12 protein-coding genes are annotated in these 15,273 nt (G+C 71.6%); 9 read left to right on the top strand and 3 right to left on the bottom strand.

Going from position 1 to position 15,273, the window contains the following annotated elements; translation table 11 throughout:
* Positions 1 to 84 precede the first annotated feature (84 nt).
* From D7D94_RS06950 to D7D94_RS06915, 8 genes are all read left to right on the top strand, one after another.
* Entirely contained in the window at positions 85 to 1,254 is a 1,170-nt protein-coding gene (locus tag D7D94_RS06950; protein ID WP_156241925.1) for an inorganic phosphate transporter, read from the top strand.
* A gap of 1 nt (position 1,255) precedes the next feature.
* The gene (locus tag D7D94_RS06945) at positions 1,256 to 1,525 is read left to right on the top strand and encodes a hypothetical protein (protein WP_156241924.1); all 270 of its coding nucleotides are present in this window, start codon (positions 1,256 to 1,258) and stop codon (positions 1,523 to 1,525) included.
* A gap of 1 nt (position 1,526) precedes the next feature.
* Positions 1,527 to 1,859 carry a DUF3349 domain-containing protein gene (locus D7D94_RS06940; RefSeq protein ID WP_156243362.1) on the top strand — a complete coding sequence of 111 codons (333 nt, stop codon included), beginning with the start codon at positions 1,527 to 1,529 and terminating at the stop codon, positions 1,857 to 1,859.
* Between the two features lie 138 nt (positions 1,860 to 1,997).
* Positions 1,998 to 3,125: an ABC transporter substrate-binding protein gene (locus tag D7D94_RS06935; protein ID WP_156241923.1), complete on the top strand. Its 1,128-nt coding sequence runs from the start codon at positions 1,998 to 2,000 to the stop codon at positions 3,123 to 3,125.
* Positions 3,122 to 4,042, top strand: coding sequence for an ABC transporter permease (locus D7D94_RS06930; RefSeq protein WP_246171897.1), 921 nt, complete (start codon positions 3,122 to 3,124; stop codon positions 4,040 to 4,042). Before D7D94_RS06935 ends, D7D94_RS06930 begins: the two co-directional genes overlap by 4 nt.
* Complete coding sequence (locus D7D94_RS06925; protein ID WP_156241922.1) at positions 4,039 to 4,839, top strand: ABC transporter permease; 801 nt, start codon at positions 4,039 to 4,041, stop codon at positions 4,837 to 4,839. The genes D7D94_RS06930 and D7D94_RS06925 overlap by 4 nt, the downstream gene beginning before the upstream one ends.
* Positions 4,836 to 5,924, top strand: coding sequence for an ABC transporter ATP-binding protein (locus D7D94_RS06920; protein WP_156241921.1), 1,089 nt, complete (start codon positions 4,836 to 4,838; stop codon positions 5,922 to 5,924). The genes D7D94_RS06925 and D7D94_RS06920 overlap by 4 nt, the downstream gene beginning before the upstream one ends.
* A gap of 65 nt (positions 5,925 to 5,989) precedes the next feature.
* Entirely contained in the window at positions 5,990 to 7,297 is a 1,308-nt protein-coding gene (locus D7D94_RS06915) for a GNAT family N-acetyltransferase (RefSeq protein ID WP_156241920.1), read from the top strand.
* Positions 7,298 to 7,360: 63 nt separating this feature from the next.
* Here the strand turns inward: D7D94_RS06915 and D7D94_RS06910 are convergent, their stop codons facing one another.
* The gene (locus tag D7D94_RS06910) at positions 7,361 to 11,026 is read right to left on the bottom strand and encodes a multifunctional oxoglutarate decarboxylase/oxoglutarate dehydrogenase thiamine pyrophosphate-binding subunit/dihydrolipoyllysine-residue succinyltransferase subunit (protein ID WP_156241919.1); all 3,666 of its coding nucleotides are present in this window, start codon (positions 11,024 to 11,026) and stop codon (positions 7,361 to 7,363) included.
* Between the two features lie 219 nt (positions 11,027 to 11,245).
* Between D7D94_RS06910 and guaB1 the strand changes: the two genes are divergently transcribed.
* On the top strand, positions 11,246 to 12,712 hold the full coding sequence (gene guaB1, locus D7D94_RS06905; RefSeq protein WP_156241918.1) for a GMP reductase: 1,467 nt from the start codon (positions 11,246 to 11,248) through the stop codon (positions 12,710 to 12,712).
* Positions 12,713 to 12,770: 58 nt separating this feature from the next.
* Here the strand turns inward: guaB1 and D7D94_RS06900 are convergent, their stop codons facing one another.
* On the bottom strand, positions 12,771 to 13,832 hold the full coding sequence (locus D7D94_RS06900) for a hemolysin family protein (RefSeq protein ID WP_156241917.1): 1,062 nt from the start codon (positions 13,830 to 13,832) through the stop codon (positions 12,771 to 12,773).
* The gene (locus D7D94_RS06895; RefSeq protein WP_156243360.1) at positions 13,829 to 15,154 is read right to left on the bottom strand and encodes a hemolysin family protein; all 1,326 of its coding nucleotides are present in this window, start codon (positions 15,152 to 15,154) and stop codon (positions 13,829 to 13,831) included. Before D7D94_RS06895 ends, D7D94_RS06900 begins: the two co-directional genes overlap by 4 nt.
* Between the last annotated feature and the right edge of the window lie 119 nt (positions 15,155 to 15,273).

Here is a 15,273-nt window from a genome sequence, read left to right as displayed (position 1 = left end):
CGACGAGATGAACGTTGGGTGAACAGACGCCGCTGAAGCCCTCATCCGCACGCGCGACCCTCGCGCGCGCGCGACCATAGAGGTATGGAAGAGCTCCTCGTGCTCTCGATCGTCGTGATCACGGCGCTCGCGTTCGACTTCACCAACGGATTCCACGACACCGGCAACGCGATGGCCACCTCCATCGCCACGGGAGCGCTCAAGCCCCGCGCCGCGGTCGCCCTCTCGGCCGGACTGAACCTCGTCGGCGCGTTCCTCTCGATCGAGGTCGCGAAGACCATCGGCGGCGACGTCGTCGACCTCGGACAGGCGCACGGCGAGCAGCTCATGCTCATCGTGTTCGCCGGCCTCGTCGGCGGCATCATCTGGAACCTGCTGACCTGGCTGTTCGGCCTGCCGTCGTCGTCGAGCCACGCGCTCTTCGGCGGCCTCATCGGCGCCGCGCTCGTGTGGGGCGTCGTCAACGGCGTCAACGGCGTGCTGTGGGGGTCGATCGTCGCCAAGGTCGTGCTGCCCGCACTGCTCGCGCCCGTGGTCGCGGCGCTCGTCGCCGCCGTCGGCACCCGCGCCATCTACCGCATCACGGCCCGCGTGCCGCGGCGGATCGAGGAGAAGGGCTTCCGCTGGGGCCAGATCGGCTCGGCGTCGCTCGTCTCGCTCGCGCACGGCACCAACGACGCGCAGAAGACGATGGGCGTCATCTTCCTCGCCCTCGTCGCGCACGGCGCCCTCACGGGCGAGGACGACATCCCGTTCTGGGTGAAGGCCTCCTGCGCCCTCGCGATCGCGCTCGGCACGTACCTCGGCGGATGGCGCGTCATCCGCACCCTCGGCAAGGGCCTCGTCGAGATCGGCGCGCCGCAGGGCATGGCCGCGGAGGCGTCCAGCGCGGCGATCATCCTCACCTCGAGCCACCTGGGCCTGCCGCTGTCGACGACGCACGTCGCGACCGGCTCCATCCTCGGCACCGGCCTCGGCAAGAAGGGCGCCGAGGTGCGCTGGGGCGTGGCGGGTCGGATGGCCGTGGCCTGGGTCATCACGCTGCCGGCGGCGGCCATCGTGGGCGCGGTCTGCTGGATGCTCGGCAGCGCGATCGGCGGTCTCGCCGGCGTGCTCGTCGTGTTCGCCATCCTCGTCGTGCTCGCCCTCTCGATGTGGCTGCGCGCGAAGCGCAAGCCGGTGAACCCCGACAACGTGAACGAGGACTGGGACGAGGCGCTCGCCGCCGAGGTCGCAGAGAAGGCGCTGGTCTGACATGGAGCTCGACGTGCTCGGGATGCTGGACTCGCTGTGGCAGGTGATCGTCGTCGGTCTGCTGTTCGGCGCGGGGCTGCCGTCGCTGTTCGCGCTCGGCATGCGCTCGCTCGCGGCGGTGCCCGCGGGCTACGTCGCGACCGACGACGCTTCCGCTCCCACGACGCACGCGGGCCGCATCGGCGCGTGGGTCTGCTTCGGGCTCTGCGGCGCGATCGCGCTGTTCGGCGTCGTGGTCATCGTGTTCGGGAAGCAGATGTTCGGTGGCTGAGATGAACGAGTACCCCGACGGCACGCCCGTCGTCCGCCGTCTCGGGCTCGGATCCGTCGTGGAGTGGCTGCGGCGAGGTTACGCCGACGGCGTGCCCGCGCAGGACTACGTGCCGCTCCTCGAGGTGCTGCACCGCAAGCTCACCGACGCGGAGGTCGACGCCGTCACGCGCGCGCTCATCGAGAGCGAGGGCGCGCCGTTCACGGCCGCCGACATCGCCGAGGCCACGCGCCAGCGCGTGCTCGAGCACCCGGGCGACGAGGACATCCATCGCGTCGCCGCGCGCCTCGCCGGGGCCGGCTGGCCCCTCGAGGGGTTCGACCACCTCATGTGAGCCCGCGTTCACCCGCGCGTCACCGGGGCGCGGGGGACCTGTCACCGGAAGAAGGACATTCCGTCATGCGCCGTGGGTAACTTCGCGGTTCGTGCGCTGCCCGAGCGCGCTCCCGAAGCACCTCACCGGAGGATCCCCATGTCACGACGCCCTGTGCTCGCCTCTCTCGGCCTGCTGGCCGCCACCGCCGTCGCTCTCAGCGGCTGCGCTTCCGGCGGTGCCGCCGGTGCCGCCGACGCATCCGGCGTCGACGCCGCCGGTGCCGAGAGCCTGGAGGACTTCGGCTCCATCGAGGCGCTCGAGGAGGCGGCGAAGGCGGAGGGCGCGCTGAACGTCATCGCGCTGCCGCGCGACTGGGCGAACTACGGCGAGATCCTCGACCTCTTCGCCGAGCGCTACCCGGAGATCGCCATCGAGGAGCAGTCGCCCGACGTGTCCAGCGCGGAGGAGATCCAGGCCGCGGAGGCCAACGCAGGCCTCGATACCGCGCCTGACGTGTTCGACCTCGGTCTCACCGTCGCGCTGCAGAGCACCGACCAGTTCGCGCCGTACCAGGTGGAGACGTGGGATGACATCCCCGACGAGCTGAAGCACCCCGAGGGGCTCTTCGTCGGCGACTACGGCGGGTACATGTCGATCGGCTACGACGCGTCGACGTTCGACGAGCCGACATCGCTCGACGACCTCCTGGGAACGGAGTACGCCGGCGCTGTGGCGATCAACGGCGATCCGACGCAGGCCGGCGCCGCGTTCGCCGCGGTCGGCCTCGCGGCGGTGCAGTCGGGCGGCACGCTCGACGACTTCCAGCCGGGGATCGACTTCTTCTCGGAGTTGAACGACGCGGGGAATCTCCTCAAGGTCGACGTGACCTCCGCGACCGTGGCCTCCGGCGAGACACCGGTCGTCTTCGACTGGGACTACCTCAACGCCGCCCACAGCGCCGAGAACCCGGACTGGAAGACCGTCGTCCTCGACGGCATCGGCTACGCCGGCTACTACAACCAGGCGATCAACGTCGACGCCCCGCACCCCGCCGCGGCGCGCCTCTGGCAGGAGTTCCTCTACAGCGACGAGGTGCAGAACCTGTGGCTGAAGGGCGGAGCGCGCCCTGTCCGCGCCGAAGCGATGGCCGAGGCCGGCACCATCGACGAGGAGCTCTTCGCCGCCCTCCCGGAGACGCCTGCCCAGACCGTCGTGCCCACCGAGGAGCAGTCGGAGGCCGCCGGCGCGGTGCTCGGCGACTCCTGGGCCGCCGCGGTCGAGTGACCTTCGCCATCACCGCGGAGAGGGTGCCGGCTGCCGCGCAGGCGCCCTCTCCGCCCCCGCCCCGCCGCGTGCGCCCGGGTCTTGCCGTCCTCGGCCTTGCGCCGTTCGCCGCCTACGTCTTCGTCTTCCTGCTGGTCCCCACCACGATCGCGCTCGGCACCGCCTTCTTCGACGGCGACGGCGCGTTCACCCTCGAGAACATCGCAGGGCTGCTCGAGCCGACCGTGCTCCGCGCCTTCGGCAGCTCCCTCTGGCTCTCGGCGGTCACCGCGGCGGTCGGCGCAGTCGTCGGAGCCCTCGCCTGCTACGCGCTCCTCGGCGCCCCCGAGGGCGGTCGCATCCGCATCGCCGTGGACGCGGCGTCCAGCGTGCTCGCGCAGTTCGGCGGGGTCATGCTCGCCTTCGCGTTCATCGCGACGCTGGGCGCGCAGGGGCTCGTCACGCGGCTGATCCTCGACGCGACGGGCATCGACATCCATGAGGGCCGCAACTGGCTGTACGCGCTGCCGGGCCTCGTCCCCACCTACCTGTACTTCCAGGTTCCCCTCATGATCATCACCTTCCTGCCCGCCATGGCGGCACTCCGGCCGACCTGGGCCGAGGCGAACCTCACGCTGGGCGGCACGCGCCTCGGCTTCTGGCGCTTCATCGGCATCCCCGTGCTCGCCCCGGCGTTCCTCGCGAGCCTGCTGCTGCTGTTCGCCAACGCGTTCTCCTCCTATGCGACCGCGGCCGCACTGGCCAGTCAGGGCTCTCAGATCGTGCCGCTGCAGATCCGCGCGGCGCTCACGAGCGAGACCGTGCTCGGTCGGGAGAACCTCGCCGGCGCCCTCGCCCTGGGCATGATCGTCATCGTCGCGGCATGCATGTGGGGGTACTCCGCCATCGAGAGCCGGGCGGCGAGGTGGCGACGATGAGCGCCGCTTCGTTCGCTCCTCGCCCGGTCACCCGCTGGATCATCGGCGCCCTCCTCCTCGCCGTGTTCGCCATCCCGATCCTGTCGATGATCGAGTACTCGCTGCGCGACGGCGACGCCCATTCGCTCGTCCATTGGGCGGCGCTGTTCGATCCCGCGCTGGCCGGAACCTACCGGCCGGTCTGGACCGGGCTCGCGAACTCCCTCGTGCTGGCCCTCGTGACGGTCGCGATCGTCCTCGTGCTGCTCGCCCCGACGGTCATCCTCGTCGAGCTGCGATTCCCGAGGCTGCGGCGCGCGTTCGAGTTCGTCGTGCTGCTGCCGATCTCCATCCCGGCGATCGTGGTCGTCGTGGGGCTGGCCCCCATCTACCAGGGCATCGGCCGGGCGGTGGGCACCGGCATCTGGACGCTCGCCTTCGCCTACGGGATCACCGTCCTCCCGTTCGCCTATCGGGCGATCCGAGCGGCCGTCGACGCCGTCGATCTGCCGACCCTGTCAGAGGCGGCCCGCACCCTGGGCGCCGGATGGACGACCACGCTCTTGCGCGTCATTGCGCCGAACCTCCGACAGGGGCTCCTCGCCGCGTCACTCATCGCGGTCGCCGTCGTGCTCGGCGAGTTCACGATCGCCTCCATCCTGGGCCGGCAGAACCTGCAGACCGCGCTCGTCGTCGTCGGCAAGCAGGATCCGTGGGCGCCCGTCATCCTCTCCCTGCTCTCTCTCGTCTTCGCCTTCGCGCTGCTCGCCGTCATCGGGCTCGCCGGCCGCACCCGCTCGAAAAGGACCCTCCCATGACCCTCGACGCGATCGACACCATCGGCGCAGCCGCTCCCGCCGAGCGAATCAAGGGCGTGCCCGTCGGCTTCGAGGGCGTCGTGAAGGAGTACGGGCGCACGCGAGTGCTGCACGGCGTCGACCTCGACGTGCGCCCGGGGGAGTTCCTCTCGCTCCTCGGCCCTTCGGGGTGCGGCAAGACGACCCTGCTTCGGATCCTCGCGGGCCTCGAGCACGCGACCGCGGGAATCGTGCGCATCGCCGGTTCCGACGTCTCGACGGTGCCGACGAACCGGCGCGATCTCGGCATGGTGTTCCAGTCGTACTCGCTCTTCCCGCACCTGACGGTGCGGCAGAACACGGCCTTCGGCCTCGAGCGCCGCCGTGTGCCGAAGCGTGAGGCGGCAGCGCGCGCCGTCGACGCGCTGCGGCTCGTCGCGCTCGATCACCTCGCCGACCGCTACCCCCACCAGCTCTCGGGCGGACAGCAGCAGCGCGTCGCGCTCGCGCGCGCCCTCGTGACGGAGCCCCGTGTGCTGCTGCTCGACGAACCGCTGTCGGCGCTCGACGCCAAGGTGCGCGTGCAGCTGCGCGAGGAGATCCGCGCCCTCCAGCTGCGCCTCGGCATCACGACGGTCTTCGTCACGCACGACCAGGAGGAGGCGCTCGCGGTGTCCGACCGGATCGCGGTCATGAACTCGGGCCGGATCGAGCAGGTCGGCGCTCCCGAGGATCTCTACCTGCGACCCGCGACGCCGACCGTGGCGGCGTTCGTCGGGTTCTCGTCGCTGCTTCCCGCGACCGTCACGGGCGGAGTCGCGGAGGTGCTGGGCGCGCGGATGCCGCTCGTCGCCCCCGCGCCCGACGGTCCCGCGGAAGCGTTCGTCCGCCCGGAGAACGTGAGGCTCGGCGGCGCGATCCCGGGGGTCGTCGTGGAATCGACGTTCCTCGGCAGCTTCCGTCGCTCGCTCGTGCGGGTGCAGTCGCCCGGTGGGTCCGCGCTCGTGCGTGTGCAGCACCCGGCGACCGAGCGGCTCGCCTTCGACGAGCGCGTCGGCGTCGCCATCGACGTCGTCCCCGTCGTCGTGCGTCCGGTCTCGCACTGACCGGCGCCCCCGCGGGGCGGTGCCGGCCGGGCTCGCCCCGCGCGCCGCGCCGTAGGGTGGGAGGCGTGAGCAGCATCGATCCGCGCACCGTTCCCCTCGACCCGACCTCGCGCGAGCGCCTCGCGGCGACGGGTCTCGACTACCGCACCGTCGATCACGACGACCGCACCGCGTTCTCCCGGATGATCCAGGCCGTCTCGCGCGGCTTCCTCGGACCCGAGGTCGACGACGCCTACATCGACGAGCAGAAGCAGCTCGTGAGCACGTCGAACCGCTACGTGGCGGTGTTCGACGAGGGCGTCGCGCAGGAGGGCGTGCCCGTCGCCACCGTGCACTCCTGGGTCACCGAGCTGACGGTGCCCGGCGGCGAGCTCGACATGTGGGCGGTCAGCGGCGTGACCGTGAGCCCCACGCATCGCCGCCGCGGCGTCGCCCGCGCGATGCTGGAGGGCGAGCTGCGGGCGGCCGCCGACGCCGGCCTCGCGATCGCCGGCCTCACCGCGACGGAGGCGACGATCTACGGACGCTACGGCTTCGGCGCGGCCGTGCCGATGAGCCGCTGGACGATCGACACCCGTCGTGCGGGCTGGGCGGGGTACGAGCCGGATGGCCGGGTCGAGTTCGTCTCGCGCGAGCAGCTCGCCGACGACCTCTCCGACGTGTACGAGCGCGGGCGCACCGCACGGCCGGGCGAGGTGGAGGGCTGGCCGCGCCGTTGGCGGCAGCACGCCGGGCTCGACGCCTCGACGAAGAACGGCGAGACCGTGCGCGGCGTGCGCTACCGCGACGCGGCGGGCGACGTGCGCGGCGCGATGGCGTACCGGATCGAGGAGGGCGAGGGCGACTTCCGCCCGTCGCAGCTGCAGATCCGCCACCTCACGGCGGAGACGCCGGAGGCGGCCGCCGCGCTCTGGCGCTTCGCACTGCAGCACGACCTCGTCGGCGAGGTCACCGCGAAGCTGCGTCCCGTCGACGACCCGGTGCGCTGGCTCGTGCAGGACGAGCGGGGTGCGACGCAGGTCGTCCACGATCACGGATGGCTGCGCATCCTCGACCTGCCGCGTGCGATCGCCGCGCGCACCTACTCCGCCGCGGCCACGGCCATCCTCGAGGTGAGCGACCCGCTCGGCCTCGTCGCCGGAACCTGGCGCATCGAGATCGACGCGGATGGCCGCGGTCGCGCGGAGAGCGCGCCCGGCGCGACGCCCGATCTGCGACTGGGCGTCGCGGAGCTGTCGGCGGCGTACCTCGGCGGCGTGCCGCTCACGGGGCTCCGCGCGGCGGGCCGCGTCCAGGGCGACGCGCAGGCGGCGGCCGCCCTCACCGCGGCGCTGCGGCCGGTCGAGGCGCCCGCCCTCACCATCTGGTACTGAGCCCTCCTCACGACGAAGCGGCCGGCCATCCGAGGATGACCGGCCGCTTTCGCGCGGGTGCGCTCAGGAGAGGGCGCGGGAGAGCAGGTCGGCCTGCTCGACGGCGTGCACCTTCGACGAGCCGGTCGACGGCGCGGCCGCCGCCGGACGCGACACGACCGAGATCGACCGGCCGAGGCGGCCGGCGATCTCGAGCGAGATGAACGGCCACGCGCCCTGGTTCTCGGGCTCGTCCTGCACCCAGACGACCTCCGCGTTCGGGTACTCCGCGAGGACCGCCTGCAGGGCCTCGACGGGGGCGGGGTAGAACTGCTCGACGCGCACGAGCGCGATGGCGGGGTTCGGGCTCTTCTCCAGCTCGCCGCGCAGATCCCAGTGGATCTTGCCGGAGTGGAGGAGCACCTTCTTCACGCCCGCCTTGTCGATGCCTCGGTCGTCGCCGATGACCGGCTCGAAGCGGCCCTGCGTGAACTCCGCGATGTCGCTCGTCGCACCGCGCAGACGCAGCATGGCCTTCGGCGTGAAGACCACCAGCGGACGCCGCGGGCGCGCGTATGCCTGGCGGCGCAGCAGGTGGAAGTACGACGCGGGCGTCGACGGGCGCGCGACGGTCATGTTGTCCTGCGCGCACAGCTGCAGGAACCGCTCGATGCGCGCCGACGAGTGGTCGGGGCCCTGACCCTCGTAGCCGTGGGGGAGGAGGAGCACGACGCCCGACTCCTGGCCCCACTTCTGGTCGGCCGCCGAGATGTACTCGTCGATGACGGACTGCGCGCCGTTCACGAAGTCGCCGAACTGCGCCTCCCAGAGGGTGAGCGCCTCCTCGGCCTCCACCGAGTAGCCGTACTCGTACGCGAGGGCGGCGTACTCGCTGAGCAGCGAGTCGTACACCCAGAAGCGCCCCTGGTTCTCCGACAGGTTCACCAGCGGCAGCCACTCCTGGCCGTTCACGCGGTCGTGGAAGGCCGCGTGCCGCTGCACGAACGTGCCGCGACGCGAGTCCTGACCCGCCAGGCGCACGTTGGTGCCCTCGAGGAGGAGCGAGCCGAACGCGAGCAGCTCGCCGAACGCCCAGTCGACCTTGCCCTCGCGGCTCATCTGCACGCGCTTGTCGAGCAGCTGCTGCAGCTTCTGGTGCACGGAGAAGCCCTCGGGCTTGTTCGCGTGCGCGTCGCCGATCTGGTGGATGACCTCGGCCGGCACGCCCGTGACATCGGGCTCGCCGACGACCGGCTCCGCCACCGCGTCGGGCGTGATCACGGGGTTCGCGCCGGTCTCCGCCGCGTGCGTCTCCGCGAACGCGACCTCGAGCCGGTTCTGGAAGTCGGCCTTCGCCTGCTCGTACTCCTCCTCGGTGATGTCGCCGCGGCCGACGAGGGCCTCGGTGTACAGCCGGCGGACGGAGCGCTTGGCGCCGATGAGGTCGGTCATGAGCGGCTGCGTCATCGACGGGTCGTCGCCCTCGTTGTGACCGCGTCGGCGGTAGCAGATGAGGTCGATGACGATGTCGCGGTGGAAGCGCTCGCGGTACTCGAATGCGAACTCGGCCGCGCGGACCACGGCCTCCGGGTCGTCGCCGTTCACGTGCAGCACGGGAGCCTGGATGGACTTGGCCACGTCGCTCGCGTAGTACGAGGTGCGCGAGTCCTGCGGGAGGGTCGTGAAGCCCACCTGGTTGTTGACGACGATGTGCACCGTGCCGCCGGTGCGGTAGCCGCGCAGCTGCGACATCTGCAGCGTCTCGAAGACGACGCCCTGGCCGGCGAAGGCCGCGTCGCCGTGGACGAGGATCGGCAGCCAGGCGAACGACGCGATCGGGCCGCGGTCCTGCTTGGCGCGGGCGATGCCCTCGAGCACGCCGTCGACGGTCTCGAGGTGCGACGGGTTGGCCGCGAGCAGCACCTCGAGGCTGGAGCCGCCATCCGAGGTGAACGTGCCCTGGGTGCCGAGGTGGTACTTCACGTCGCCCGAGCCGCGCTTGTTGCCCGGCAGTGCGCCCTCGAACTCCTGGAACACCTCGCCGTACGCCTTGCCGGCGATGTTGGTGAGCACGTTCAGGCGACCGCGGTGCGGCATGCCGATCGCGGCGCCCTCGAGGCCCGCGTCGGCTGCGCCCTGCAGGATGCGGTCGAGCAGCGGGATGAGCGACTCGCCGCCCTCGAGCGAGAAGCGCTTCTGGCCGACGTACTTCGTCTGCAGGAACGTCTCGAACGCCTCCGCCTCGTTGAGCTTGCGCAGGATCCGCAGCTGCTCGTCGTGGGCCGGCTTGACGTAGGGCACCTCGAGCTTGCGCTGGAACCACTCGCGCTGCTCGTAGTCGGCGATGTGCATGTACTCGACGCCGGTCGTGCGGCAGTAAGAGTCGCGGAGCACGCCGAGGATGTCGCGCAGCTTCATCTGGCGGCGACCGCCGAAGCCGTTGGTGACGAACTCGCGGTCGAGGTCCCAGAAGGAGAGGCCGTGCGACTCGATCTCGAGGTCGTGGTGCTCGCGCTGGACGTACTCGAGCGGGTCGACGTCGGCCATGAGGTGGCCGCGCACGCGGTACGAGTTGATGATCTCCTGCACGCGAGCGGTCTTGTCGATCCGCTCGGAGAGGTCGACCGCGACGTCGGAGTTCCAGCGGATGGGCGCGTAGGGGATGCGCAGCGCCGCGAAGATCTCCTCGTAGAAGTCGCGCTGCCCGAGCAGCAGCTCGTGCACCTTCTTGAGGAACTCGCCCGAGCCCGCACCCTGGATGACCCGGTGGTCGTAGGTGCTCGTGAGCGTGATCGTCTTGCCGATCGCGAGCTCGTTGAGGGTCCGCGCGCTCGCGCCCTGGAACTCGGCCGGGTACTCGAGGGCGCCGGCGCCGATGATGGCGCCCTGCCCCTTCATGAGGCGCGGCACGGAGTGGACCGTGCCGATGCCGCCGGGGTTCGTCAGCGAGATCGTCGTGCCGGCGAAGTCGGCGCCGGTGAGCTTGTTCGCGCGGGCGCGCTTGACGAGGTCCTCGTAGGCGGAGAGGTACTCGTTGAAGGTCAGCGTGTCGGCCTTCTTGATGCTCGGCACCATGAGCGCGCGCGAGCCGTCGGGCCGGGGCAGGTCGATGGCGATGCCGAGGTTGATGTGCGCCGGGGCGACGACGGAGGGCTTGCCGTCGATCTCGGCGTAGAAGACGTTCTGGCTCGGGAACTCCTTGAGTGCGCGGATGAGCGCCCAGCCGATGAGGTGCGTGAAGCTGACCTTGCCGCCGCGGGCGCGCGCCATGTGGTTGTTGATGACGATGCGGTTGTCGATCATCAGCTTCGCGGGGATGGTCCGCACGCTGGTCGCCGTCGGGACGGTCAGCGACTCGTCCATGTTCTTCGCGAGCGTCTTGGTCATGCCCTTGAGGGCGGTGACCTTGTCGGACTCGGCCTCTGCCTGCGCCTCGGCGGACGGCTTCGACACCGGCTGGTCGGCGGGGATCGGCGCCGGGGCGGCGGGGCGCGCCGTCGTGCGCGCGACGGGCTGCTGGCCGATCACGGGGATGGGAGCGGTCGGCGGGTGCGCGGGGCCGTCGTTGGCGGTCGCGAGCGGCTTCGGCTGGGAGCCGGCGGCGCCGTAGGCCTCCAGGATCGGCCACCACTCCTTGTCGACCGCGTTGCGGTCGACCTTGAACTGCTCATAGAGCTCTTCGACGAGCCACTCGTTGGCCCCGAACTCGCCCTCGCTCGATGTACCGACGCCCGTCAGATGGCTTGACACGGCAGGATCGCCCACTTTCGTCCCTGAATGGATGGCACGCGCTCCAATGCGGCAGAATCCCCCCGAACCGGACCTTCCAAAAGGTCGCTCCGCGCCGGGACGATGCGCGTACGTTCAGACATCCAGCCTAGACCACTCGCCGCACGCCGAGCCCGGGCCGCGCCCAGCTGACGCGCCGGAGAGGGCCGGATGTCCGGCGGCGGCGCTAGCGTGGGCGGCATGGAATTCATCGGCGAGCCACCCACGGTCGACCTCACCTACTCCGACGTGTTCCTCGCCCCGCGGCGGTCGGGCATCACGAGCCGACTGCAGGTCGATCTCGCCCCCGGCGACGGCACCCCTGCGACCATCCCGCTCGTCTCGAGCAACATGAACTCGGTGACCGGCCCCCGGCTCGCCGCCGCCCTGGCGCGTCGCGGCGGACTCGGCGTGCTCCCGCAGGACACGCCCCTGCAGATGCTGGACGAGGCCATCCGCTGGGTGAAGCGCCAGCCCGTGCACTGGGAGACGCCGCTCGTCCTCTCGCCGCAGACCTCCGTCGAGGGCGCGCGGCGGCTGCTGCCCGCGATCGCCGGGCACGGCATCGTCGTCGGGCGCGAGCCCGAGCCGGACGGCACGATGCCGCACGTCTCCGACATCCGCGGCGTGCTGCCCGCCACCCGGCTCGCGACCGCGCTGCCCGACGCAGAGCTCGGCGACCTCGTGCGCGGCCCCGTCCCGTCGATCGACGCCGACGACGTCACCGACGCGCGGCACGCGTTCGACCTCCTCGTCGAGGCCGACGTCGACATGATGACCGTGGTGAGCAAGGGGCGCCTCGTCGGCACCGCGACCCGGCGCGGCACGCTGCGCTCGACGCTGTACCGGCCGGCGGTCGACGCCTCCGGGCGGCTCGCGGTCGCCGCGGCGATCGGCATCAACGGCGACGTCGCGGCGAAGGCGCGCGCCCTCGCCGCCGCCGGCGTCGACGTGCTCGTCGTCGACACCGCGCACGGCCACCAGGAGTCGATGCTCGACGCGCTCCGCATCGTCGCCGGCCTCGACCTCGGCGTCCCCATCGTCGCGGGCAACATCGTCACCGCCGAGGGCGTGCGCGATCTCGTGGAGGCGGGCGCGAACATCCTCAAGGTGGGCGTCGGCCCGGGGGCGATGTGCACGACGCGCATGATGACCGCCGTCGGGCGCCCGCAGTTCTCGACCGTGCTGGAGACCGCCGCCGCCGCGCGCGAGCTCGGCGCGCACGTGTGGGCTGACGGCGGGGTGCGGTACCCGCGCGACGTCGCGCTCGCGCTCGCCGCCGGCGCCGCCAGCGTGATGATCGGCTCGTGGTTCGCCGGCACCGTCGAGGCGCCGGGGCGGCTGGAGACGGACGAGAACGGCCGCCTCTTCAAGGAATCGTGGGGGATGGCGTCGGCCAAGGCCGTGCAGGAGCGCTTCGGGCGCCTCGACCCGTACGAGCGCGCCCGCAAGGAGCTCTTCGCCGAGGGGATCTCGTCGTCGCGCATCTACCTCGACCCGGAGCGCGCAGGCGTGGAGGACCTCGTCGACATGATCACGTCGGGCGTCCGCTCGTCGTTCACGTACGCCGGCGCGGCGAGCGTGCCGGAGTTCCACGAGCGCGCGCACGTGGGGCTGCAGTCCACCGCCGGCTACGAAGAGGGGAAGGCCCTCCCCGTCAGCTGGTGACGGTGAGGGCCTTCGGGTCGCGGCGGGGCGTGTCGACGCCGGTCAGCGGCGGCGCGAGTCAGCGGCGGCGCGAGCGCTCGGTGGCGTCGTGCACCTCGCCGACGAGCTCCTCGATGATGTCCTCGAGGAAGAGGACGGCCGTGGTCGCGCCGCTCGCATCGCGCACGCGGGCGAGGTGCCGGCCAGCCCGCCGCATGATGGCGAGCGCGTCCTCGAGGTCGGTCGACTCCTGGATCGGCACCATCGCGTGGATGCGCTTCGCCGGGATGGGCTGGGTCGCCTTCTCGTCGGCGCTGTCACCGCCCGCCGCGCGCAGGATGTCCTTGAGGTGGACGTACCCGACGGGCTCGCCGGCGTCGTCCACGATCACGTAGCGCGAGTAGCCGTGCTTCGCGACCGCGCGCTCGACCTCGTCGGGCGTGACCGTCTCAGGGAGCGTCACGATGCGCGAGAGCGGCACCGCGACATCCTTCGTCTTCTTGTCGGTGAACTCCACCGCCGCGGCGACCGTTCCCGCGGCGTCGTCGAGCACACCCTCGCGGCGCGACTGGGCGACGATCGTCGCGACCTCGTCGAGCGTGAAGGTCGAGGCGGCCTCGTTCTTCGGCTCGACGCGGAACAGCCGGAGCACGGCGTTCGCGAGCCAGTTCAGCAGCCAGATGACGGGGTGGAACACCTTCGACACCCACACCAGCGGCGGGGCGAGGAGGAGCACCGCGCGGTCGGGCACCGAGAAGGCGATGTTCTTCGCGACCATCTCGCCGAAGACGACGTGCAGGTAGGAGACGAAGACGAGCGCGATGGCGAACGCGATCGCGTCGACGAGACCCTCGGCCATCCCGGTGAGACCCAGCGGCTCGGCGACGAGGTGGTGCAGCGCCGGCTCCGAGACGTTCAGGATCAGCAGCGAGCAGATCGTGATGCCCAGCTGCGAGGTCGCGAGCATGAGCGTCGCGTGCTCCATGGCGTACAGCGCGGTCTTCGCCGAACGCTGGCCCTTTTCGGCGAGCGGCTCGATCTGCGAGCGTCGCGCCGAGATGACGGCGAACTCCGCGCCGACGAAGAAGGCGTTCGCCAGCAGCAGCACGACGAGCCATGCCAGGCCTGCCCAGTCGCTCACGAGCGGGCCTCCTCGTCGTCGGCGCCCTCGGGCAGCGGGTCGGGGGTGAAGCGGACGCGGTCGACGCGACGTCCGTCCATCCGCTCGACCGTCAGCGTGCCGTCGTCGACGCGCACGGTGTCGCCGAGCACGGGCACGCGCTCGAGCACGCTCATGATGTATCCGCCGATCGTGTCGTAGGCGTCGTCCTCGGGCACCTCGACGGCGGCGCGGTCGCGCAGCTCGTCCGGGCGCAGCTGGCCGGGGAAGGTCACGGAGTCGCGATGGCGCACGACGCCGGCGAGGCGCCGGTCGTGCTCGTCCGAGACCTCGCCGACGATCTCCTCGACGAGGTCCTCGAGTGTGACGACGCCGGCGGTTCCGCCGTACTCGTCGACGACGATCGCCATCTGGTACCCGCCCGCGCGGAGCTCCGCGATGAGGGCGTCGAGGTGCACCGTCTCGGGCACGCGCAGCGGCTCGTTCGAGAGCGCGGCGGCCGGCACGTCGGGTCGTCGGTCGCGCGGCACGCTGACGGCGGCCTTGAGGTGCACGATGCCGACGATGTCGTCCATGGACTCGTCGTAGACGGGGAAGCGGCTGTGCCCGGTCTGCCGCGCGAGCTGGATGATGTCGTCTGCCGAGTCGCCCGCGCCGATCGCGTGCACGCGCGGCCGCGGCGTCATCACGTCGCCCGCGCTCAGGCGCGCGAAGGTGAGGCTGCGGTCGAGGAGCGACGCGGTGTCCTCCTCGAGGACGCCGGCGAGGGCCGAGCGCCGCACGAGGCTGGAGAGCTCATCGGCCGAGCGGGCGCCCGAGAGCTCCTCCTTCGGCTCGATGCCCATCGCGCGCAGCACGGCGTTGGCGCTGCCGTTGAGGAGGGTGACGATCGGGCGGAACACCGCCGTGAACCCGATCTGGAACGGCGCGACGAGCTTCGCTGTGCCGAGCGGCAGCGCGAGGGCGAAGTTCTTGGGCACGAGCTCGCCGAGGATCATCGACAGGACCGTCGCGACCGCCATGGCGACGACCGTCGCGATGGGCGCGACGGCGGCCTCGGCGAGGCCGGTGCTGAGCAGCACCGGGGCGAGGAGGTGCGAGAACGCCGGCTCGAGGGTGTAGCCGGTGAGCAGCGTCGTCAACGTGATGCCGAGCTGCGCGCTCGAGAGATGCGTGGAGGTGTGGCGCAGCGCGCGGATGGTGAGCGCGAGTCGCGACTCGCCGCGCGCCTGGCGGGCCTCGAGGTCGGCGCGGTCGAGGTTCACGAGCGAGAACTCGCTCGCGACGAACAATCCGGTTCCGACGGTCAGGATGAGCCCCACGCCCAGGAAGACGTAATCGATCACTTCTCACCTCCGAGGGGCTCGGGGTGCGGGCAGTGGGGCGATCGTCTGTAACTCGGAGGGTCGTCCATTGTGCGCCTCATGATACGGCACGCCGCTTCGAGCGCGTGCGGGGAGTG

The organism is Microbacterium oryzae (assembly GCF_009735645.1).
Classification (GTDB): domain Bacteria; phylum Actinomycetota; class Actinomycetes; order Actinomycetales; family Microbacteriaceae; genus Microbacterium; species Microbacterium oryzae.
The sequence above is the reverse complement of the archived record's forward strand: the minus strand, read 5'-3'. Positions and strand labels throughout refer to the sequence as shown.

Coding starts and splice junctions, on each gene's coding strand:
- D7D94_RS06950 (WP_156241925.1), top strand. CDS start 85: ATGGAAGAGCTCCTCGTGCTCTCGATCGTCGTGATCACGGCGCTCGCG.
- D7D94_RS06935 (WP_156241923.1), top strand. CDS start 1,998: ATGTCACGACGCCCTGTGCTCGCCTCTCTCGGCCTGCTGGCCGCCACC.
- D7D94_RS06925 (WP_156241922.1), top strand. CDS start 4,039: ATGAGCGCCGCTTCGTTCGCTCCTCGCCCGGTCACCCGCTGGATCATC.
- guaB1 (WP_156241918.1), top strand. CDS start 11,246: ATGGAATTCATCGGCGAGCCACCCACGGTCGACCTCACCTACTCCGAC.
- D7D94_RS06940 (WP_156243362.1), top strand. CDS start 1,527: ATGAACGAGTACCCCGACGGCACGCCCGTCGTCCGCCGTCTCGGGCTC.
- D7D94_RS06920 (WP_156241921.1), top strand. CDS start 4,836: ATGACCCTCGACGCGATCGACACCATCGGCGCAGCCGCTCCCGCCGAG.
- D7D94_RS06945 (WP_156241924.1), top strand. CDS start 1,256: ATGGAGCTCGACGTGCTCGGGATGCTGGACTCGCTGTGGCAGGTGATC.